Here is an 18800-nt window from a genome sequence, read left to right as displayed (position 1 = left end):
GCATCCTACTCTGCCAGAACGCGTCTCGCCATGACGGAACGCGGCTGAGTGAGAGCGATTCCCACATCGCGCGCTGCTCGCCGCCCGCGCTGGGCGTGGGGCGCGGCGCGGCGGCTCGCCCGGGCGGCGCCGCGGCTGAAGCGGAGAGCCGCGCTCACAGGAGGTGAGACGGCAAATCGTGTTCCTGCTCGCAGCCTTGCAGGGTTATCCCTTCCCGGCTCGCCCTCGCCTCGATTACCCTGGCAATGGGCGGAACAGGGCAGGCTCGCCCCTCCGCGCTTGGAGGCTCGAATGGGGAGATTGCACAGCGCAGCGTGGCTCCTGGCGGCGGCTGCCATGGCGCCGGCCGTCATCGCCGGATGCTCTTGCGGCGATTCCGGCGGGATGCTCGGAAGCACGTCCGGCGCCGGCGCCGGCCCCGGCCCCGGCGCCGGCGGGGCCGGCCAGGGCGCGGGGAGCGGACTCGGGGGGATCCCTTTTGATCCGGGGACCGGCGGATCGGGGGTCGGGGCCGGGTGCGAGGGGCTCGAGTGCCAGCAGCTCGCCTGCGAGGGCGGTCGCAAGACAACCGTGAGCGGCACTGTGTACGAGCCCGCGGGCCAACTCCCGCTGTTCAACGTGATCGTCTATGTCCCGAACAGGGAGCTTGATCCGATCACCGACGGAGCGAGCTGCGACCGGTGCGGCGTGGCGCTCTCCGGGGATCCGATCGCGACAGCGCTCACGGACACCAGCGGGCGGTTCGTGCTGGAGAACGTGCCGGTCGGCGAGGACATCCCGCTCGTCGTCCAGCTCGGCAAATGGCGGCGGCAGATCACGCTGCCGCGGGTGGAGGCGTGCGTCGACAACCCGACCGAGGACGGGGCGATCCGGCTGCCGCGGAGCAAGGCGGAGGGGCATCTCCCGAAGATCGCGCTGACGACGGGGGGCGCGGACGTGCTGGAGTGCCTGCTCTACAAGATGGGGATCGACGCGTCGGAGTTCACGCCGGAGACGGGTGACGGGCGGGTGAACCTGTTCACGGGGCGCGCCATCGAGGGCGACACAGCGACGAGCCGGTACCGCGACGGGCTGAACGACGGGGCCTATTTCTCGACGGCGCGGCAGTTCTGGCGCTCGCTCGACAACCTGAGCCAGTACGACATGGTGATCCTGTCGTGCGAGGGGTCCGAGTTCAAGGACGACAAGCCGGAGGCGGCGCTGCAAGCGATGTTCGACTACGCCTCCGCCGGGGGGCGCGTGTTCGCGTCGCACTGGCACAACACCTGGCTCCGGCGCGGGCCGGGACGATTCCCGGAGACGGCGGACTGGGAGGAAGAGAGCGATCCCAAGGACAACCTCCCCGTGCTGGTGGACACGACGTTCCCGAAGGGCGAGGCGCTCCGGGACTGGCTCGTCACCGTGGGGGCGTCGAGCAGACCCGGGCAGATCAAGATCGTCGACCCGCAGCACTGGGTCAACTCGGTGAACGAGGAGATCGCGACGCGGTGGCTCTTCAACGAGGCCAATGCGCAGTTCGAGGCGACGGCGGGGGTCAAGTACTTCACGTTCAACACGCCGATCGGGTCGCCGGAGGAAGAGCAGTGCGGCCGGTTCGTGTACACGGACATCCACGTGGCGGCGACCGACGTGGCCGGGGCGCCGTTCCCGAGCGGGTGCGAGGACCGCAACGGGGAGCTGCACGAGCTGACGGCGCAGGAGAAGGCGCTGCTCTTCATGCTGTTCGATCTGTCGGCGTGCATCACGCCGGACGACGAGCCGCCGCCCGTGCCTGTGCCGCGGTGAGGGCTCTCGCGGTGGGGCGCGGAGGAGAGGAGATACCGAGTGGCCCGGCCTCCGGAGAGGGGGTTCTCGACGGGGACGTCGTGGCGTTCGGCCGGAGCAACACGCTTGACATTCCGGGAGCGCTCGTTCTCTATATCCCGAGCGACAGTGACGCTCTGCGCATGGATGGGCGGTTGACCAGGGTGGTCACCTGACCACCGAGGGGAACGCCGTAGTCTGCGTGGATCCACGCGGTACGGGCGCCGCGCGATGGGCACAGACGCAGCGCAGCAAGCGCCTGCTCGCGGCGCGCGAAGGATGGCATGCGTCTTGCGGAAAAATTTTCAATTGCTTGCACACCACGGCTCGGCCAGATCGGCGCCCGTGAAGGCTCCGCCTCGCGCCGCGACGGTGACCGGCGGCCGCCCTTCGTCGAGAGATGCACGCTGTAAAATTATGCGCTGCACCCCATACCGAGAGTAAGTCAATTCTCTTAACCATGATGACGCAGAGGGCTTGCCATGGAGCTGGACTGCCCGTTGAATGCCGCGCCATCCGGAACTTCCCTTGGAGGACATGATGAAGAGCGTTTCGCTTGGAGGTGTGCTTGGCAGGTCGACGTGGTCACTCGGCCTGGCGGTGGTCGCGCTGCAGGCAGCCATGACGATCGGCTGCGGTGACGCGTCGACGGACGACGGCGCGGGCGGCGCCGGCGGCGGCGGGGCGACGACGGGGGCCTCGACGACGACGGGGGCCTCGGCGAGCTCGACCACCACGGGGACCACGGCGACGAGCACGACGACCACGGCGACCTCGGCGAGCTCGACCACCACGGGGACCGGGGACATGACGACGACGACGACGACGAGCACGAGCTCCGGGATGGTGCCCACGAGCGGGACGCCGGTGGAGCGGCACGGGCAGCTCCGGGTCATGAACGGCAACATCGTCGGTGAGCACGGCGCGCCGGTCCAGCTCAAGGGCATGAGCCTGTTCTGGAGCCAGTGGAGCAACTACTACAACGCCGACGTCGTCAAGTCGGTCGCGGACAACTGGAACGCGACCGTGATCCGCGCCGCGATGGGCATCGAGAACGAGGGCGGGTACCTCGAGGACCAGGGCGGCCAGAAGGCCAAGGCGAAGACCGTCGCCGACGCGGCGATCGCGAAGGGCCTCTACGTGATCCTCGACTGGCACGATCACAACGCGCAGGACCACCTGGAGCTCTCGAAGAGCTACTTCCGCGAGGTGGCGCAGACCTACAAGAACGTGCCCAACGTGATCTTCGAGGTCTTCAACGAGCCGCTCAACACGAACAGCTGGTCCAACGTGAAGTCGTACGCCGAGGCCGTGATCGCCGAGATCCGCGGCCAGGGCGCCAACAACCTCGTCATCGTCGGCTCGCCCAACTGGTCGCAGGACGTGGACATCGCCGCGGACAACCCCCTCCGCGATCCGAACGTGGCGTACACCCTGCACTTCTACGCCAGCACGCACAAGGGCTTCCTGCGCGACAAGGCCCAGCGCGCCATCGACAAGGGGCTGGCGCTCTTCGTCACCGAGTGGGGCACCTGCTCGGCCGACGGCAACGGCACGCTCGATCTCGGCGAGTCGCAGACATGGCTCAACTTCCTGGACTCGCACGACATCAGCTGGGCCAACTGGTCGCTGGGCGACAAGAACGAGGCGTGCTCCGCCCTCAAGCCCAGGTCAAACCCCTCGGGCAACTGGACCGACAACGACCTCACCGAGTCGGGCAAGTGGGTGAAGGCGAAGATGGCCGAGTGATCCGCGCGGGGTCCGCGGGCGGTTCAGCCGCGCTCTCGCTGGCTGTCCGCGGACAGGGGCCGCCCGGCACAGAAGGGGCACTGCTCGTCCGAGCTCCAGTCGTCGTCCTCGAGGCCGAGCGCCCGGAGCTGCTCCAGCTCCCATGCGCGCGCCTCGGGCGAAAGCGGCGCGGGACAGGTGGACTTGTGGTCTCTCGGCCGGCTCAACATGGACGTTCCCGTTCGGTTGTGCTCCGGAGAGCGATTCCGGGATTTATCGCGCGCAGCCCTGCGACGCCCGCGAAATCGGCCGGATCACGGCAAGTCTGTCCCTCGTTGAGGAGAACGGAAAAGCCCCCTTCGGGACGGTTCATCGACAGACCGGCGCTCCCCCCGTAAGCGCCAATGCCGTGGGCGCCCTTCAGCGCATCGCCCCCGCCCGCACCCGCTCCGCCACCTCGCGCCGCCGCAGCTTCCCGCTCGTCGTCTTGGGCAGCTCCCCCGGCGGGACCAGGACGACCTGGTCCACGGTGACCCCGTTCGCCCGCAGCGCCTCCCGCACGCGCTCCGCGAGCCCGGCGTGCTCCGAGGCCTCGGCCCGCGTCTCGGCCACCACGTAGACCGACTCGGTCTGGCGCTCCTCGACGTACAGCCCGACCGCGACAACGCACCCGGCCCGGATGCCGTCGACCCGGGACGCGATCTCCTCGATCACGGCGGGGATCATCGTGTGTCCGCCCTTGATGATCACCTCCTTCTTGCGGCCGGTGACGAACAGCGTCCCGCTGTCGACGAACCCGAGATCGCCGGTGCGCAGCCACCCGTCGGACAGCGCCTCGGCCGTCGCCTCGGGCTCGTTGAAATACCCCTCCATCACCGTCTCCGAGCGCACCTCGATCTCCCCCACCGTGCGCTCGGGCACGGGGGCGCGCCCCGCGTCCACGATCCGGAGCTCCGTGCGCGGGATCGGCCTGCCGACGCCGGTGAGCTCCAGCGAGAGGGGCCCCGGCGCTGCCTCTTCCACGCGGCCCTCGCGCTCGAGCAGGCCGCGGTCCACCGTGAGCACGCGGGGCGGGGCGAGCAGGTCGGGGAAGGTCACGGCGACAGTCGCCTCGGCCAGCCCGTAGACGGGGAAGAACGCCTCGATGCGGAAGCCGCACGGCGCGAACGCCTCGGCGAAGCGGCGGAGCAAGGCGGGGGAGATCGGCTCGGCGCCGATCATCGCGCACCGCCACGCGCCGAGGTCGAGCCCCGCCTCGACGGCGCGGCGGGCGAGCCCGATGCAGATGGAGTAGGCGCTCGGCGGCCCCAGCGAGATGGCGCCCCGGATGCTCGACATCTCCGCGAGCCACGAGAACGGCCGCGTCCGGAACTCGAGCGGCGAGAGCATGTGCACGGGAAAGTCGTTGAAGAGCGGGAAGAGCAGCCCGCCGACCAGCCCCATGTCGTGGTGGAGCGGCAGCCACGACACGCCCCCCGCGCCCTCGCCGCGCACAGGGAGCCGCTGGCTCATCGCGTCGAGGTGCAGCATCAGCCGCTCGTGCGGGATGACCACGCCGCGCGGGTGCCCGGTGCTCCCGCTCGTGAGCTGGATCAGCGCGGGGCCGGGCGCGCCCTCCGGATCGGGGAGCGAGCCCGCGACGGGCGCGTCGAGCAGCGGCTCGGCCGCGAGCTGCAGCAGGTCGTCCGCCCCGCCCTCGCCCTGCGCGAAGCCGAGGAGCGCGGACGAGACGACGAGCGCGCGCGCGCCGACGCGCGCGGCCGTCCGCCGGAGCTCGCCGAGGAACGCCGCGATGTCTGTGAGCCGGTAGGGCACCCCGACCTGGATCGGCACCGCGCCGAGCACCCAGACGCCGAAGAGGCACGGCACCGCCACCTCGACGTCCGTCACGAGCAGCAGCACGCGGTCGCCCGGGCGCACCTCCGCCTCGATGAGCCCCGACGCCGCCGCGCACGCCCGCCGCCAGTACTCCGCCCACGACCAGCCGACGAACTCGCCCTGCTGCTTGTGGTGGAACCCGAACCGTTCCGGCGTGGCCTCGGCCCGCGCCCTGAGCAGGCCCGCGACCGTCCGCGCAGAGGGCCCGCGGCTCACGGCGCGCGCCTCGGCTCGGGGGAGGGCGCGACGCCGAGGCGCTCGCGGCCGCCGCCCTTCGTCGCCACGATCATGTACTCGAGCGCGGTGCGGCGCGCGAAGGAGAGCCGGCCCACGGTCATGTACGTCTGGAGCAGCCGCGAGAAGCCGGGCGCGCGGGCGTCGATCCGGGCGCGGTTCGCGCGCACGTTGTCGATCCACCGGGCGACCGTGTGCACGTACGAGCTCGTGAGATCCTCGACGCGCCGGACGTCGAGGCCTGCCTGCTCGATGAGCCCGAGCTCCTCGGCGAGCGAGATGAGGCGGCAGTAGCCGAGCGCCTGGACGAAGATGTACTGCGTGGCGGCGCTCTCCCGGTCGCCGCGGGCGCGCGCCGGGAAGTAGCAGTCCGAGATGAGCAGGCGGCCCCCCGGGCGCAGCGCGGCGGCGATCTTCTGGTGGATCCGCTCGCGGTTGTGCATGTGGACGATGCTGCCAACGAAGAGCACGGCGTCGAGCGACTCGGGCTCGAGGTCGATGTCCTCGATGTGCGCGAGATCGATGCGGACCCGCCCGGCGACGCCCGCGCTGTCGGCGCGGCGGAGCGCCTCCTGCCGCTGCTTGTCGCTCAGCGTGACGCCCCGGAAGCTGCCGCCCGTGTGCTCGGCGAGATAGATGAGGTTCGAGCCCCAGCCGCACCCCACGTCGAGGACGCGCTCGCCGGGCTGGATGTCGAGCTCGCGACGGACCCAGTCGTATTTGCGCGCCTGCGCCGCCTCGAGGCTCTCGCCGGGATCGAGGAAGATGCCCGTCGCGTAGGCCAGGCGGCTGTCGAGGACGAGGGAGAATATCTCCGGGTCGTTCTGGTAATGGGCGGCCACCTCCCGCCGCTCGTGCTCCCGCTGCTCCTCGGGCGTCCGGGCGGCTGCCTCGCGCTCGGCGCGCGTGCGCGGGGCGGTCACGGCGCCCCTCCCCGGCCGCCCCGCGCCGCGAGCTGCGCCTCCACGAAGGCGATCACGTCGCCCACCGTGCTGATATGCGCCTGATCGGGCGCCGCGAAATCCGGCGCCACGATCTGGAATCGCTCCTCCAGCGCGACGTTGACCTCGATGAGCGCCAGCGAATCCACGCCGAGGCCGCTCTCGAGCGACAGGTCGGGAGTCACGGCATCGACGCTCATTCCGCATCGCTCTGCAATGATGGCGCGGACCTCACGGGCGATCTCCGGATCTCCCCCGCCCGCCACCTGCGGCTGCTTGCCCAGCGCCGCCTCGCTCTTGTTCATGCGATCTCCTGCTCCGGTTTCGGCGCGCGCGACCTTCAGCGCGCCAGCGAGAGGAACTCCACGCAAGCGCGGGCCACGGCCGTAATAGGCCGTACCATGATTGCCATTCGTCGTCCATCAAGGATGAGCGCGCTCGCCGGCGCCCGCGGCGCCTCGATGTCGGAGCGCCGCGCGGCTCAGTCGCCGAAGTCGCCGAGATCGCCGTCGAACCCGCCGCCGTCATCGACGCCGCCGCCGTCATCGCCCCACGGATCGCCGTCGTCTCCCCCGTCGCCCGCGCCGCCCGCGTCATCGGCGTCGCCGCCGCGATCGCTGGCATTCAAGAGGCCAGGATCCGCCGCGGCCTCCTGCGCCGTGCCGAGCGGCGTGCCCACGGGGCTCACGAAGACCACGTGAGGCGGCATCATCATGTGCATGAACGACGAGATGAGCATCACGTCCAGCATCATCCCGAGGGGGCTGGGCGGATAATAGACAAGGAACGGGTCATAGGCCGGATGCGTGGGACTTGAAGGCTGCGGCGCGGCCGCGCCGTCGCCCGAGGGCGCGTGCACGACGCGCGCGTCGGCGTGGTGCTGCACCACGCTCGCCTCCGGCATCGCCGCCTTGAGGGCGCCCTCGAGCCGCCCGACGAACGACTCGAACTGCATCCGCGCCGTCTCGAACAGCGCCGGATCCTTCGCGAGCGGCTCGACGCGGCGGCGGTAATCGTCCGCCGACTCGCCGGCTCGCGGCTCGAGGTCCCGCACGCGGCCGCCGACGGAGATGATCCCCGTCGGCTCCTCGTCCGCGTGCTCGGTGCGCGCCCGCGTCTCGATGACGAGGTGCAGCCCTGCCTCCTCGTGCTCGGCGGCGAACCGGAGCTCCTGAAAGCCGCGCCCGAACACGGCGGAGTGCTCGGAGAGCGCGAGCACGAGATCGGGGAGGTCGTCGGGCTTGCCGTCGGTGTCCTGGAAGATGACTGTATCGTCGATGACCAGCGAGAGGGCGTTGCCGACCCCGAGCTGGCCGAGCGCCCGCCGCACCTGGTCGACGACGGCCGTGGCCTCGAGCTCGACGCGCATGCGATCGGTGTCGAGGTCCACCGTGGCGCCGAAGCCGCGCTTCAGCCGCTCCCAGACGGTGGGGTTGCGCTGGATGATGCTGCCCTTGAGCGAAACGTGGATCTGTCCGATCAGCCGCATGCGCGCTACTTAGCACCGGCGGGGCGATCGAGGGCGCACCAACGCCGGACCGGCGCCGGACGGGCCGCCGAGCCGCTCGCCCGGGCGCCGCCGGGCCGCCGCGCGGGCCGCGGTCAGCCGAAGTTGAACCGCTGGGCGACGCGCTTGTACGCCTGCTCGACGACGCGGCGGGCGTGGTGGATGGCGTTCGACTGGGGGAACTGCAGGGAGGGCGGCGCGCCCTCGTCGGCGTCGGGCGCCGCGTCGGCGAGCCGGCGCGCGAGGGCGCCCACGGTGTCGACCTCGAAATCCCTCGAGTTCTCCTTGAGGAAGCGGCAAAGCCCGCGGAGCCGCTCCACGTTGAGCCGGTTCGGGTAGCCGCGGCGCTCCGCCGCGGAGTCGAGGAAGTAGAACTCGAAGGAGTGGGTCACCAGCGTGACCTCCTTCACCCCGAGCGCGCGATAGCGCAGGAGACAATGCTTGATCTCGTCGAGCGTCACCGCCGTGATCTGGAGGTGCCTGAAGCGCTTCGTCGGCTCGATGAAGTTCGTGACCGGCAGCTCGTACACCCCGGGCTCGGGCGTCTCGAACAGGCCGAGGCGCGCGCCGGGATACTGCATCTTGCAGTTCTTGGTGAAGTAGCAGGGGTTGTAGTTGCTGCTCAGCACGAGCCCCGCGCGCTTCATCGCGCGCCAGGTGTCGTTGTTCGCGCCGAAGTTGCCGGCGCGGTAGCCGAGCAGCTCGCCCGCCGGGACGCCCGCGCGCACGAGCAGGTCGCGCCCCTCGAGGAGCAGCCGCGTCTGCTCCTCCACCGGGTAGTCGGCGATGTCGTCCGAGACGCGGGCCTCGCCCCGGGAGTGCCAGTCCGCGCGCCGCTGCACCGGGTGGACGTGGAGCTGCACGTCGTGGCCGCGGCCGTGGAGCGCCTGGCACACGTTCGTGAGCCCCTCCATCCCGAAGCTGTACGAGCCGATCGCCTCGACGAAGAACGTCCCGCGCTGCCCGTACGCCTCGAGCTCGCGCATGATGAGCTCGATGCCGAGGGGGTCGCGCTGGTTGACGAAGCGGCCCCAGATGCGGAGATCGTAGCCCATCGCGGGAGAGACGTTGTCGCCCGTGATGCGCTCTTCGGCGCACTCCACGTCCACGGTAATGTATACCCGCGTCCTCCCGTCAGACATCGCCTGTACCTCCCTCACCGCGCTTCTGAAGAATCATCGTGATCGTCGGCGCCACGTAGCCCACGTGCATCCCGAGCGGGCCGAGCACCCGGTTCGCCCCGGAGAAGGCCATCAGCTTCGGCCCGGACATGCCCATCTTGGCCTTGAGGTCGACGATGAGCCGGCCCCGATCCTGCTGCGATATGTCCGCATAATCGCCGAACCCCCGCCGGAGCTCCCAGGGAAACACGCTGTAGATCGACCTGCCCGGGAAGAGCGGGCGCAGCGGGCGAGGCACGTAGTTCATCAGCACGCGGCGGCTGTGCTGCTCGACCGGCCAGAGGCGGTTGCTCGTGCCCAGGATGACGATGAACCCCCACTGCTGGAGCACCCGGTCGAGCTCGCGCTGGACGGCGCCGAGGACCGCGGGCGGGATGTACTCGAGCACGCTGTTGCACGAGACGAGCTCGAACTCCCTGTCCGCGAACGGCAACGCTGTCGTGTCGGGGACGTGCAGGACGCGCACCTTGTCCGCGACCCCGTGGCGCTCGACGTTCAGCTGGGTCAGCTCGACGTACTGGGGGTCGACGTCGATCGCTGTAACGTCCGCGCCCAGGGCGGCGAGGACGACCGACGTCCCGCCCAGGTGGCAGCCGAACTCGAGCACCTTCTTGCCGCGGACCGACGTGAAGAGGTCGTCGAACGCGTGGCGGCTGTGCCGCCACTCCCAGTCGACGTACCCCCCCACCCACGCGTCCTCCGGATCCCAGCCGTGGCGCTGCGCGCATTCGCGGAAGCGACGGTCGGCGTCCGCGTCCAGGACGGCCGGCGGGGAAATGATGGGTTCGGTGGTCTCGGTCATCGGGGAGGTCAGGCGTCAGGCGCGTTCACGGCCGACGCCGGTGCCCTGTAGATGGCGAAGAGGAAGGGAGAAAACCAGGGGTTCGTCTCGCCGGGGACGACGCGGCGCGCGAGCACCTTGGTGGCCGAGACGAGCTTCCGGACGACACGCCGCGCCAGGAGCGGCGCCTCATCGTCCAGCCAGAAGTCGAAGTGGCCGCCCGTGTAGCGCGCCTGGACGATCTCGGCGCCGTTCCGGCGGGCGGCGGCCTCGAGGAACGGCAGGTTCATGATGCGGGTGTTGTGACCGTTCAGGTTCTTGCGGTCGAACAGCCAGTGGAGCGCCTTCTGCCCGCCGGCGAAGTTCGGCATCCCCACGACGACGGTGCCTCCCGGCTTCACCAGCTCGAAGTGCCGATCCACCACCGACCCCGCGTCCTGGAAGTGCTCGATGAACCCGAAGGATGCAACAATATCGAATTTTTCCGCGGGCTTCCAGGAGAAGAAGTCCCCCTTCTCGATCCGGCCGACCCGGATGCCGCGCTTCGTGAGCTCCTGCTCGACGATCGCCGGGTCGCAGGCGTAGTCGAGGCCGTTGGCCGTGTACCCGAGGCGCCCGCAGAAGTCGGCGAGGATGCGGCCCGGCGCGCACCCGATCTCGAGGAACGACAAACCCTCTCCGCGCGGCAGGAAGGGAGCGACGTCGTCGTAGATCTCGCAGCCGCCGCCCAGGTCCTCGGTGCCGAGGTAGCCCTTCCAGTGATTCTCCCAGTACTCCTGTGACGTGAGCCTCAAGCGCCGCCTCCTCGATGACCTGCGCCGGGGACAGCTCCACCGGCGACCGGGATAGAGAACCGCGTCGGGCCGCGCTCGCCGTCGCGCGCGGCCCGATGCGGCCCCGAGAGCAATCCAGGTTGAGGAATCCTAGAAGACCGCAAGGGCGGCACGCAAGCGAGCCCTCCGCCTTCTTCTGTCTCCAGCGCGGCGCGTCTCCAGCGCGGCGCGTCTACGGTGAGGTGCGCGCGTCGCGCGCGGGTTGACGAAGCGTCAAGCCCGTTCCCTCCGGGCCTGGCCCCCGCGCCCGCGCGCGCCTCGCCCGCCCTCAGGAAGCGGCCGTCTTCTGGAGGCGCTCGCGGAGCAGGACCTCGAGCGCGGCGAGCGCCTTGGCGAAGCCGTCGATGCCCTCGCTGAGCTTGTCGTTCGCCATCCGATCGGCGGTGTGCATCGCGCGGAACGTCGCCTCATCCATCGTGATCTTCTCGATGTTCATGGCGCGCGCGGCCGCGGGGTCGAGCTTCCTCGGAAGCTCGCCGCGCGCGGCGGAGAGCTCGGCGAGCAGCTTCGGCGAGATCGTCAGGAGGTCGCAGCCGGCGAGCTCCTTGATCTCGTCGATGTTGCGGAAGCTCGCGCCCATGACCTCGGTCTTGTAGCCGTGCTTCTTGTAGTAGTTGTAGATCTTCGTGACCGAGACGACGCCCGGGTCCTCGGCCGGCGCGTAGCTCGCGCGGCCCGTGTCCTTCAGGTACCAGTCGAGGATGCGCCCGACGAACGGCGAGATGAGCGTCACGCCCGCCTCGGCGCACGCGATCGCCTGGTGCAGCCCGAAGAGCAGGGTCAGGTTGCAGTGGATGCCCTCCTTCTCGAGGACCTCCGCCGCGCGGATGCCCTCCCAGGTCGAGGCGATCTTGATGAGGACGCGCTCGCGCGAGACGCCGGCCTCCTCGTAGAGGCGGATGATGCGGCGGCCCTTCTCGATGGTCGCCTGGGTGTCGTAGGAGAGGCGCGCGTCGACCTCGGTCGAGACGCGGCCGGGGATGATCTTGAGGATGCGCAGGCCGAAGTCGACGGCGAGCCGGTCGAAGGCGAGGCTCACCGCGTCGCCGGGCTCGTCGCCGCGGGCCGCCTCTTTCTGGGCCCACGCGAGCGCGCCGCCCACGATGTCGGTGTACTCGGCCATCTGGGCCGCCGCCGTGATGAGCGACGGGTTGGTCGTCGCGTCTTGCGGGCGAAACTTCTCGATCGAGTTGATGTCGCCGGTGTCCGCGACGACGACGGTGTACGCCTTGAGGCGCTCCAGCAGGTTCTGGTCCATGGCGCCATTGTACGAGCAGCCGGGCAGGACGCCTCCAGGCTTTCGTGACCATCGTGTGAGGAGCCGCCCCTCCCGCTGGAAGCACGGCCGGGGGTGGCCTATGGACAGCGCCCCGTGGAGCCGCCCCCCACCTCCGTCGCGCAACGCGTCCTGTCCGCCTACGACGACCGCCTGTCGGTCCTGCGCGCCGAGGCCGGCGCGCTCGAGCGCCGGTCGAGGACGTTCTCGCTCCTGCGCGGGGTCTCGTTCGTGGCCGCGGCCGTTTCCGGGGGGTACGCGCTCTTCGGGGGCGTGCCGCCGTGGGTCCCGTACGCCGCCGGGGCGGTGACAGCGCTGTTCCTCGGGCTGCTCGTGGCGCACGCGCGCCTCGTCACCCGGATGACGGAGGTCGAGCAGCGCATCGGGCTCTACGTGCGCGGCAAGCGGCGCGTGGCCGGCGATTTCGCCGATTTCCCGGAGCGGGGCGACCGCTTCGCCGCGCCGGACCACGATTACGCGGGCGATCTCGACGTGTTCGGGCAGGCGTCGCTGTTCCAGCTCCTCGACGTGGCCCAGACAGGCGAGGGGGAGGCCACGCTCGCGGCCTGGCTCACGGAGCCCGCCCCGGCGCCCGAGGTGGCGGCGCGGCAGGAGGCGGTGCGCGAGCTCGCCGGCCTCGGCGCGTTCCGCGAGGACCTCGCCGTGGTGGGCATGCAGGCGGGGGCGCGCGGGCGCGAGGCCGCCCCGCTCATCGCGTGGGCCGAGGCGCCCTCGGCGCTGATCGGCGACGGGGCGCGCGCCGGCGGCCTCCCGGTGGGCGCGCTCGTGACGGCGGCGAAGGTGCTCGTGCCGCTGACGCTCGCGCTGCTCGCGGCGCCGCGGCTCCTCCCCGCGGCCGAGCTCGGCCTGCTGCGCCACGCGTGGCTCCTGCCGCTCGGCGCCCAGTTCGTCGTGCTGGTGATGCTGCGGCCGGCGATCGCGCCGATCATCGCCGCGGCGTCGTCGCGCGAGGCGCCGTTCGCGCGGTACCGGCCGCTGCTCGCGCGCATCGAGCAGCAGGCGTTCTCGTCGGCGCTCCTGAACGAGCTCAAGGCGACGCTCGCGGGGCCCTCGGGCGCGCTCGCCTCGCGGGAGATGACGGCGCTCGAGACCCGGGTGGGCTACGCGGACCTGCGCCACAGCGGGCTCATCCACCTGGTCGCCGACATCTTCCTGCTCTGGGACGTGTGGTGCGCGCTCGCCCTGGAGCGGTGGAAGCTGCGCGCGGGCCGGCACGTGAAGGCGTGGATGCGGACGCTCGGGCAGATCGAGGCGCTCGCGAGCCTCGCGACGTTCGCGCACGAGAACCCCGACTACGCCTACCCCGAGGTGCGGGACGGCGCGCCCCGCTTCACGGCGACGCGCCTCGGGCACCCGCTCCTGCCGCGCGACCGCCGGGTGACGAACGACGTCTCGCTGGAGGGCGCTGGCGCGGCGCTGCTCGTGACGGGCTCGAACATGTCGGGCAAGAGCACGCTCCTCCGCGCTATCGGGGTGAACGCCGCGCTCGCCCTCGCGGGCGCGCCTGTCTGCGCGTCGTCCCTGGCGCTGTCGCCTGTCCGCGTCCGGACGAGCATGCGGATCAAGGACTCGCTCGAGCACGGCGTCTCGCACTTCTACGCCGAGCTGACCCGCCTGAAGCGCGTTGTCGACGGGGTGAACGCGGGCGAGCGGGTGCTGTTCCTCCTCGACGAGATCCTCCACGGCACGAACGCGCGGGAGCGCCAGATCGGGGCGAGGGCTGTCGTGCGCCACCTCGTGGAGCAGGGGGCGATCGGCGCTGTGTCGTCGCACGACATGGGGCTCGCCGTGCTGGAGCAGGAGACCTCGGGCCGGGTGCGCAACATGCATTTCGAGGAGCTCGTTGTCGATGACAAGATGACGTTCGACTACACGCTGAAGCCCGGCGTGGTGACGAGCGCGAACGCGCTGCGGCTGATGAAGATCGTCGGGATCGACCTCGACTACGCGGAGGGCGGGATCGAGGCGGCGCCGGCCGCGGGCACGCCGACCGCCGCGACGGCGACAGCGACGGCGCGGGAATAACCGCGGCGCACGGCGGCGTTGCGGGCGCCATGCCGACTCCGCCTTCGTCAGCCGTCCCGCGGCGCCCCCTCGCGCCGGCGCGTGCCCTCCTCTGCTGCGCGCTCCTGGCGGCCCTCGCGGCGGCGAGCGCCTGCGCCACGGCGCCGCCGCCGTCACCACCACCTCCCCCTCCGCCGCCGAGCGCCGGCGAGGCCTCGCCGGTACCAGCGCCGAGCGCGCCGGCCGCGCCTGCTGCGGGCGCGCCGGCCGCGCCTGCTGCGGGCGCGCCGGCCGCCGCGGCGCCCGCGATGCGCACCGAGGTCGACGAGGGTGGGGCGGCGCTCCTCCGCGCCGAGGGCGTGGACGGCGCGTTCGTCCTGCTCGACGCCGCGCGGGGCGTCACCCACGTCGTGAACCCCGACCGGGCGGCGGCGGGGTACATGCCCGCGTCGACCTTCAAGATCCCGAACACGATCATCGGCCTGGAGACGGGGGTCATCCCGGACGAGCGCTTCTCGCTGCGGTGGAACGGCGTGAAGCGCAGCATCCCCGACTGGAACCGCGATCACGACCTCGCGTCGGCGATGAAGTACTCGGTCTTCTGGTTCTACCAGGAGGTCGCGCGCCGGATCGGGCCCGAGCGCATGAAGGCGCACCTCGACGCGTTCGGCTACGGCAACCGCGACATCTCCGGGGGCATCGACAGGTTCTGGCTGACAGGGGGGCTGCGCATCACCCCGCACGAGCAGGTGGACTTCCAGCGGCGGCTCCACGCCGGCGCGCTGCCCTGCTCGCCGCGGAGCCTCGACATCGTGAAGCGGATCATCGTGCTGGAGCAGACGCCGGCCTACACGCTGCGCGGCAAGACAGGGCTGGCGGTCGACGAGCGGACGACCACCGGCTGGCTTGTCGGCTCCGTGGAGCGCGGGGCGGACACCTATTTCTACGCGACCGTGCTGCTCGGCAAGGACAGCGACAGCAAGCGGCTCATGCCGCTACGTCGCAGCCTGACCCGTGCCCTGCTCCAGCGGCACGGCGCGCTCCCCGGCGACGCCTGACGCGGCCGGCGCGGCGGCGGCCTCCGGCGCCGCCGCGCCCGCTCCCCTCGCGAGCACCCCCTCGGCGAACGCGGCGATCCGCGCGGCGAAGCGGCGCGGGTCGTCGACGTGCGGGCAGTGGCCGACGCCCTCCGGCTCCTCGATCTCCGCGTGCGGCGGCAGGTGGCGCCGGTAGTACTCGAGGTTGGCGCCCGGCATCAGGCGGTCCGAGCGGCCCCAGATGAGCAGGATCGGCATCGAGAGCGAGCCGAGCTGCTCGGGGGTGAAGGCGTGGTCGCACCGGGTCGAGCTCGTGAAGGAGACGATTGTCTCGCGCGCGAACATCCGCATGACGTCGCCGGCGACAAGGGGGGTGAACCAGGGGACGCGGTGGTAGAGGCGCGCGAAGAACGCGCGCGCGTCGGCGCGCGACCGCAGCTTGAACGTGCCGAGCAGCGCGGCGAGCTCGGCCTGCTCCATGCAGGCGCCTGCCGGCGACGCGAGCACAAGGGCGCGCACGCGGTCCGGCGAGCTCAGCGCGTAGTTCACGGCGACCGCGCCGCCGAGCGAGTTGCCGACGACGATGGCGGGCTCGTCGAGCTCGCTGTCGAGCAGCTCGTTCATGGCGGTGCTGAGGCACTCCGGCGTGAACGCCGAGGCCGGCGTCGCGCTCCACCCGTGCCCCGGCGCCTCGGCGGCGATGACGCGGCGGGCGCGCCGCCGGAGGCGCTGCAGCACCGGCGCGTACGGGAGCGCCGAAGAGCCGATGCCGTGGAGCAGGACAACGGTCGGGAGCGGGCCGGTGCCCGCGGCATCGTAGAGGTGGAGCCTGCAGACCGACGTCTCGACCCAGCGGCTCTGCACTCCGGATCTGTTCAGCGCCCTCTTGGCGAGGCGCTCGGCGAGCGGGAGGATGCCCATCCGCCGGGCATAGCAGATCGGGGAGATCCCGGCGCGGGCGGAAGGGCGGCGGAGCGGGCGGTGGAAGGGGGCGCTGCTCGGGCTGCCGCGCGCGGCGCTGGGCCCGATTTCCGTTGAGCTCCATGGGATTCCGCGCCACATGTGTCCCGTGCGATCGCTGCTCCTCGCCGCCGCCGTCACCCTGGTCGCGTGCTCGCGCCCCGAGCCGCCGACGCTCAGGCCCGAGGCCGCCGTGGTGACCGCCGTCACCGCCCAGGGCATCGACCTCCGGGTCCAGATCCAGGCGTACAACCCGAACAGCATCGACCTCACGACGCGCTCGATGAAGGCGAACGTGCTGCTCGACGGCAAGTACGACGTCGGCACGGTGACCGTGCCCGCGCCGCTCAAGCTGTCCGCGAAGCAGTGGACGCCGATCCAGGTGCCGCTGTCGGTGAAGTGGCAGGATCTCACCAGCATCGCCGCGCTGGGGGCGCAGGGCCGCGGCGTCCCGTACCAGGTGAACGGCACGGTCGCGATCGGCGGCGAGACGCTCAACGTGGACCTGCCGTTCCGCCTCGCGGGGACGATCACGCACGAGCAGCTCATGGCGGCGATCGGGAACTCGCTGCCCGGCCTGGGCCTCCCCGGCCTGCGCTGAACGAGCGCCCGGGCGCTCCCACGCCACCCCTCGATCGCGATCCCGCGCGCGGGCCGCTGCCGCGCGATCCCCCTGATCGCCGCGGTCGCGGAGATCACCGTGATACGCTCGGCGCGATGCCGGACATGCAAGCGGTGGTGGGGGAGCTGTGCTCGCCCCGGTGCGCGGGGCGCCGCCCGGGGACGAAGGAGGGGGCGGCCGCGCGGGCGGTCGTTGTCGAGGCGCTGCGCGCCGCCGGGCTCGACCCGTTCGAGCAGCCGGTGCCGGGCCTCGGCGGCGCGAACGTCCTCGCCACGCTCGCGGGGGATACCGATCGGTACACGCTCGTCGGCGCGCACTTCGATCACCTCGGGAGCCTCGGACAGCAGGTCTTCTGGGGCGCGGACGACAACGCCGCGGCGGTCGCGATCCTCGTCGACGTCGCCCGCGCGCTCGCGGCAGCGCGCCCCGCGGGCCGCGGCGTGATCGTCGCGGCGTTCGACGGCGAGGAGCCGCCTCACTTCCTCTCGGGCACGATGGGCTCGGTGCACTTCGCGAAGCGCTCGCCCGTCCCGCTCGACCGCATCGACATGATGGTGTGCATGGATCTCGTCGGCCACGCGCTCGGTCCGGAGGGCACGCCCGACGAGGTGCGCCGGTCGCTCATCGCGCTCGGGGCCGAGCGGAGCGCGGGGACGGCGGCGCACGTCGACGCGATCGCGCGCGCCGAGCCCGGCGTGATCGTGCGGCGGGCGGACGCGGAGGTGATCCCGCCGCTCTCCGACTACTTCGCCTTCTGGGAGCGCGAGGTGCCGTTCCTGTTCCTGACGTGCGGGCGGTCGCGCGTCTACCACACGCCAGAGGACACGCCGGAGAAGCTCGATTTCGCGAAGATGGAGGCGACGTCGCGCTGGATCGAGCGCTTCGTGCGCGAGACCTGCGCGCGCCCGGAGCCGCGGGTCCCGTTCCTGCGCGGCGCGCGCGACGACGCCTCCTCGCTGCGGCTGCTCGTGGGGCTGGCGGGTGCGCTCGAGGAGCTGGCGCCGCAGGCGCGGCAGGGGCGGCTGGCGGCCGAGGCGCTGCTCGCTGCGTGCGACGGCGAGGGCCGGCTGCCCGAGGGCCGGCGCCACGAGGCGCAGATGCTGCTCGGCATGCTGGAGGCGGGGCTCGCGTGAGATGACGCGGCCCACCGGTGCTCCGGACGGCGAGGCGCCCGACAGGCTTTGAGTCCAGGCACTCGCTGACGATCTCGAGCTTGAGCGGCGCGCCGGCCACATCGAGCACGACGCGGATGCCGTAGCGATCTGCGCGTAGCTCGCGTCGAACGGTGACATCGGAGGTGAAGAGCCCGCGAACACCGGCCTCGTAGACGCGGTGCCGCATCATCCTGTATCCCTCACGTGAGGCGCAGAGAAAGTCGACGTCGCGCGAGAGCCGGAACTCGTCGCAGCGGAGCGATATCGCCGTTCCACCAGCAAACCAGCACTCCGCCCGTTGTAGAAGACCAGCGTCGAGGGACGCGAGCAAGTCGATGATCCGTCGGTGCTCGTGTCGCTCAGCCATGAAACACGCCTCGGCCGTAACGGGTGACAAGATAATCGAAGAACCGCCGCTCGTGCTCGTTCATCGAGGCGCGATCGACCCACTGTCGGTTCGCCTCGTACAACGCGAGGGCTTCCTCCTCCGTGATCGCGTGATCCTCCCTGTTCCAGAGGAGCAGCCGGAGCTGCTCGAGATCCTCACCGACGATCATGGTTCAAGGATAGCGAAAGCCCCGATCGTTGCACTCCCGGCAAGGACGAGCTCGCAGCGCCGCCTCGCACGTACCGCCCGAGAGCTGGCGTACGGCATGGGCTTCCTCGACGCGAACCTACCAGGTTCCCTGGGCGCCGCAGCCGTGACGACGGGGGGCGGCGTCGGCCCCGCGCCGAGGCGTGCGCGGCTCGCGCCCGGCGCGCCGCGCGCCCGCCTGCCCTGGGTCCCGGCGCTCCCGGTTGTCTCGAGCCCCCGGAGCTTGCAGAATCGGGCCGGAGCAG

General features: G+C 71.5%; 17 protein-coding genes and 1 pseudogene. 6 read left to right on the top strand and 12 right to left on the bottom strand.

Features of this window, described 5'->3' with window-relative positions; genetic code table 11:
• The first annotated feature begins 384 nt into the window (after nt 1-384).
• Together WMF42_RS07260 and WMF42_RS07255 are read left to right on the top strand one after the other, a co-directional pair.
• A complete protein-coding gene (locus WMF42_RS07260; protein ID WP_233561954.1) occupies nt 385-1785 on the top strand; it encodes a carboxypeptidase-like regulatory domain-containing protein in 1401 nt (466 codons plus the stop codon).
• A gap of 639 nt (nt 1786-2424) precedes the next feature.
• Nucleotides 2425-3552 carry a glycoside hydrolase family 5 protein gene (locus tag WMF42_RS07255; protein ID WP_437691099.1) on the top strand — a complete coding sequence of 376 codons (1128 nt, stop codon included), beginning with the start codon at nt 2425-2427 and terminating at the stop codon, nt 3550-3552.
• A 23-nt stretch (nt 3553-3575) separates the two neighbouring features.
• Here WMF42_RS07255 and WMF42_RS07250 read toward each other — a convergent pair whose 3' ends face one another.
• The 9 genes from WMF42_RS07250 to WMF42_RS07210 all read right to left on the bottom strand — a co-directional run bounded on the left by WMF42_RS07250 (nt 3576) and on the right by WMF42_RS07210 (nt 12144).
• On the bottom strand, nt 3576-3761 hold the full coding sequence (locus tag WMF42_RS07250; RefSeq protein ID WP_061609971.1) for a hypothetical protein: 186 nt from the start codon (nt 3759-3761) through the stop codon (nt 3576-3578).
• A 190-nt stretch (nt 3762-3951) separates the two neighbouring features.
• Nucleotides 3952-5625 carry an AMP-binding protein gene (locus tag WMF42_RS07245; RefSeq protein ID WP_437691097.1) on the bottom strand — a complete coding sequence of 558 codons (1674 nt, stop codon included), beginning with the start codon at nt 5623-5625 and terminating at the stop codon, nt 3952-3954.
• Nucleotides 5622-6566, bottom strand: a complete 945-nt coding sequence (locus WMF42_RS07240) for an SAM-dependent methyltransferase (protein WP_061609973.1) — start codon at nt 6564-6566, stop codon at nt 5622-5624. Before WMF42_RS07240 ends, WMF42_RS07245 begins: the two co-directional genes overlap by 4 nt.
• Nucleotides 6563-6889, bottom strand: a complete 327-nt coding sequence (locus WMF42_RS07235) for an acyl carrier protein (RefSeq protein ID WP_061609974.1) — start codon at nt 6887-6889, stop codon at nt 6563-6565. Before WMF42_RS07235 ends, WMF42_RS07240 begins: the two co-directional genes overlap by 4 nt.
• Nucleotides 6890-7065: 176 nt before the next feature.
• Nucleotides 7066-8073, bottom strand: coding sequence for a hypothetical protein (locus tag WMF42_RS07230; protein ID WP_061609975.1), 1008 nt, complete (start codon nt 8071-8073; stop codon nt 7066-7068).
• A gap of 113 nt (nt 8074-8186) precedes the next feature.
• Complete coding sequence (locus WMF42_RS07225) at nt 8187-9233, bottom strand: polysaccharide deacetylase family protein (RefSeq protein WP_437691094.1); 1047 nt, start codon at nt 9231-9233, stop codon at nt 8187-8189.
• Nucleotides 9226-10074, bottom strand: a complete 849-nt coding sequence (locus WMF42_RS07220; protein WP_061609977.1) for a class I SAM-dependent methyltransferase — start codon at nt 10072-10074, stop codon at nt 9226-9228. Before WMF42_RS07220 ends, WMF42_RS07225 begins: the two co-directional genes overlap by 8 nt.
• Nucleotides 10075-10082: 8 nt before the next feature.
• Nucleotides 10083-10847: a class I SAM-dependent methyltransferase gene (locus tag WMF42_RS07215; RefSeq protein WP_081426708.1), complete on the bottom strand. Its 765-nt coding sequence runs from the start codon at nt 10845-10847 to the stop codon at nt 10083-10085.
• Nucleotides 10848-11154: 307 nt separating this feature from the next.
• Nucleotides 11155-12144, bottom strand: coding sequence for a transaldolase (locus WMF42_RS07210; RefSeq protein ID WP_437691092.1), 990 nt, complete (start codon nt 12142-12144; stop codon nt 11155-11157).
• 114 nt (nt 12145-12258) lie between these two features.
• Between WMF42_RS07210 and WMF42_RS07205 the strand changes: the two genes are divergently transcribed.
• Nucleotides 12259-14208, top strand: a complete 1950-nt coding sequence (locus tag WMF42_RS07205) for a MutS family DNA mismatch repair protein (RefSeq protein ID WP_233561956.1) — start codon at nt 12259-12261, stop codon at nt 14206-14208.
• Between the two features lie 29 nt (nt 14209-14237).
• On the top strand, nt 14238-15245 hold the full coding sequence (locus WMF42_RS07200; protein WP_437691090.1) for a penicillin-binding transpeptidase domain-containing protein: 1008 nt from the start codon (nt 14238-14240) through the stop codon (nt 15243-15245).
• On the opposite strand, the gene WMF42_RS07195 is transcribed toward WMF42_RS07200, so the two are convergent.
• Nucleotides 15183-16145 carry an alpha/beta fold hydrolase gene (locus WMF42_RS07195; protein ID WP_061611615.1) on the bottom strand — a complete coding sequence of 321 codons (963 nt, stop codon included), beginning with the start codon at nt 16143-16145 and terminating at the stop codon, nt 15183-15185. The two genes, WMF42_RS07200 and WMF42_RS07195, sit on opposite strands and share 63 nt — an antisense overlap.
• Nucleotides 16146-16293: 148 nt before the next feature.
• On the opposite strand from WMF42_RS07195, the gene WMF42_RS07190 reads away from it, so the two are divergent.
• Together WMF42_RS07190 and WMF42_RS07185 are read left to right on the top strand one after the other, a co-directional pair.
• On the top strand, nt 16294-16785 hold the full coding sequence (locus tag WMF42_RS07190) for an LEA type 2 family protein (protein ID WP_061611629.1): 492 nt from the start codon (nt 16294-16296) through the stop codon (nt 16783-16785).
• Nucleotides 16786-16901: 116 nt separating this feature from the next.
• On the top strand, nt 16902-17939 hold the full coding sequence (locus WMF42_RS07185) for a M28 family metallopeptidase (RefSeq protein WP_437691087.1): 1038 nt from the start codon (nt 16902-16904) through the stop codon (nt 17937-17939).
• Nucleotides 17940-17970: 31 nt separating this feature from the next.
• Here the strand turns inward: WMF42_RS07185 and WMF42_RS07180 are convergent.
• Together WMF42_RS07180 and WMF42_RS07175 are read right to left on the bottom strand one after the other, a co-directional pair.
• Nucleotides 17971-18327: pseudogene (locus WMF42_RS07180) on the bottom strand (nucleotidyl transferase AbiEii/AbiGii toxin family protein); the annotation flags it as partial.
• On the bottom strand, nt 18320-18517 hold the full coding sequence (locus tag WMF42_RS07175; protein WP_437691085.1) for a hypothetical protein: 198 nt from the start codon (nt 18515-18517) through the stop codon (nt 18320-18322). The gene WMF42_RS07175 and the pseudogene WMF42_RS07180, both read right to left, overlap by 8 nt.
• Nucleotides 18518-18800: the final 283 nt, after the last annotated feature.

The organism is Sorangium sp. So ce176, assembly GCF_051519835.1.
GTDB classification, from domain to species: domain Bacteria; phylum Myxococcota_A; class Polyangia; order Polyangiales; family Polyangiaceae; genus Sorangium; species Sorangium cellulosum_G.
This window is presented reverse-complemented; position numbering and strand designations above follow the sequence as displayed.

Coding starts and splice junctions, on each gene's coding strand:
- WMF42_RS07225 (WP_437691094.1), bottom strand. CDS start 9,233: ATGTCTGACGGGAGGACGCGGGTATACATTACCGTGGACGTGGAGTGC.
- WMF42_RS07255 (WP_437691099.1), top strand. CDS start 2,425: ATGACGATCGGCTGCGGTGACGCGTCGACGGACGACGGCGCGGGCGGC.
- WMF42_RS07175 (WP_437691085.1), bottom strand. CDS start 18,517: ATGATCGTCGGTGAGGATCTCGAGCAGCTCCGGCTGCTCCTCTGGAAC.
- WMF42_RS07185 (WP_437691087.1), top strand. CDS start 16,902: ATGCCGGACATGCAAGCGGTGGTGGGGGAGCTGTGCTCGCCCCGGTGC.
- WMF42_RS07235 (WP_061609974.1), bottom strand. CDS start 6,889: ATGAACAAGAGCGAGGCGGCGCTGGGCAAGCAGCCGCAGGTGGCGGGC.
- WMF42_RS07195 (WP_061611615.1), bottom strand. CDS start 16,145: ATGGGCATCCTCCCGCTCGCCGAGCGCCTCGCCAAGAGGGCGCTGAAC.
- WMF42_RS07200 (WP_437691090.1), top strand. CDS start 14,238: ATGCCGACTCCGCCTTCGTCAGCCGTCCCGCGGCGCCCCCTCGCGCCG.
- WMF42_RS07260 (WP_233561954.1), top strand. CDS start 385: ATGCTCGGAAGCACGTCCGGCGCCGGCGCCGGCCCCGGCCCCGGCGCC.
- WMF42_RS07210 (WP_437691092.1), bottom strand. CDS start 12,144: ATGGACCAGAACCTGCTGGAGCGCCTCAAGGCGTACACCGTCGTCGTC.
- WMF42_RS07250 (WP_061609971.1), bottom strand. CDS start 3,761: ATGTTGAGCCGGCCGAGAGACCACAAGTCCACCTGTCCCGCGCCGCTT.
- WMF42_RS07220 (WP_061609977.1), bottom strand. CDS start 10,074: ATGACCGAGACCACCGAACCCATCATTTCCCCGCCGGCCGTCCTGGAC.
- WMF42_RS07230 (WP_061609975.1), bottom strand. CDS start 8,073: ATGCGGCTGATCGGACAGATCCACGTTTCGCTCAAGGGCAGCATCATC.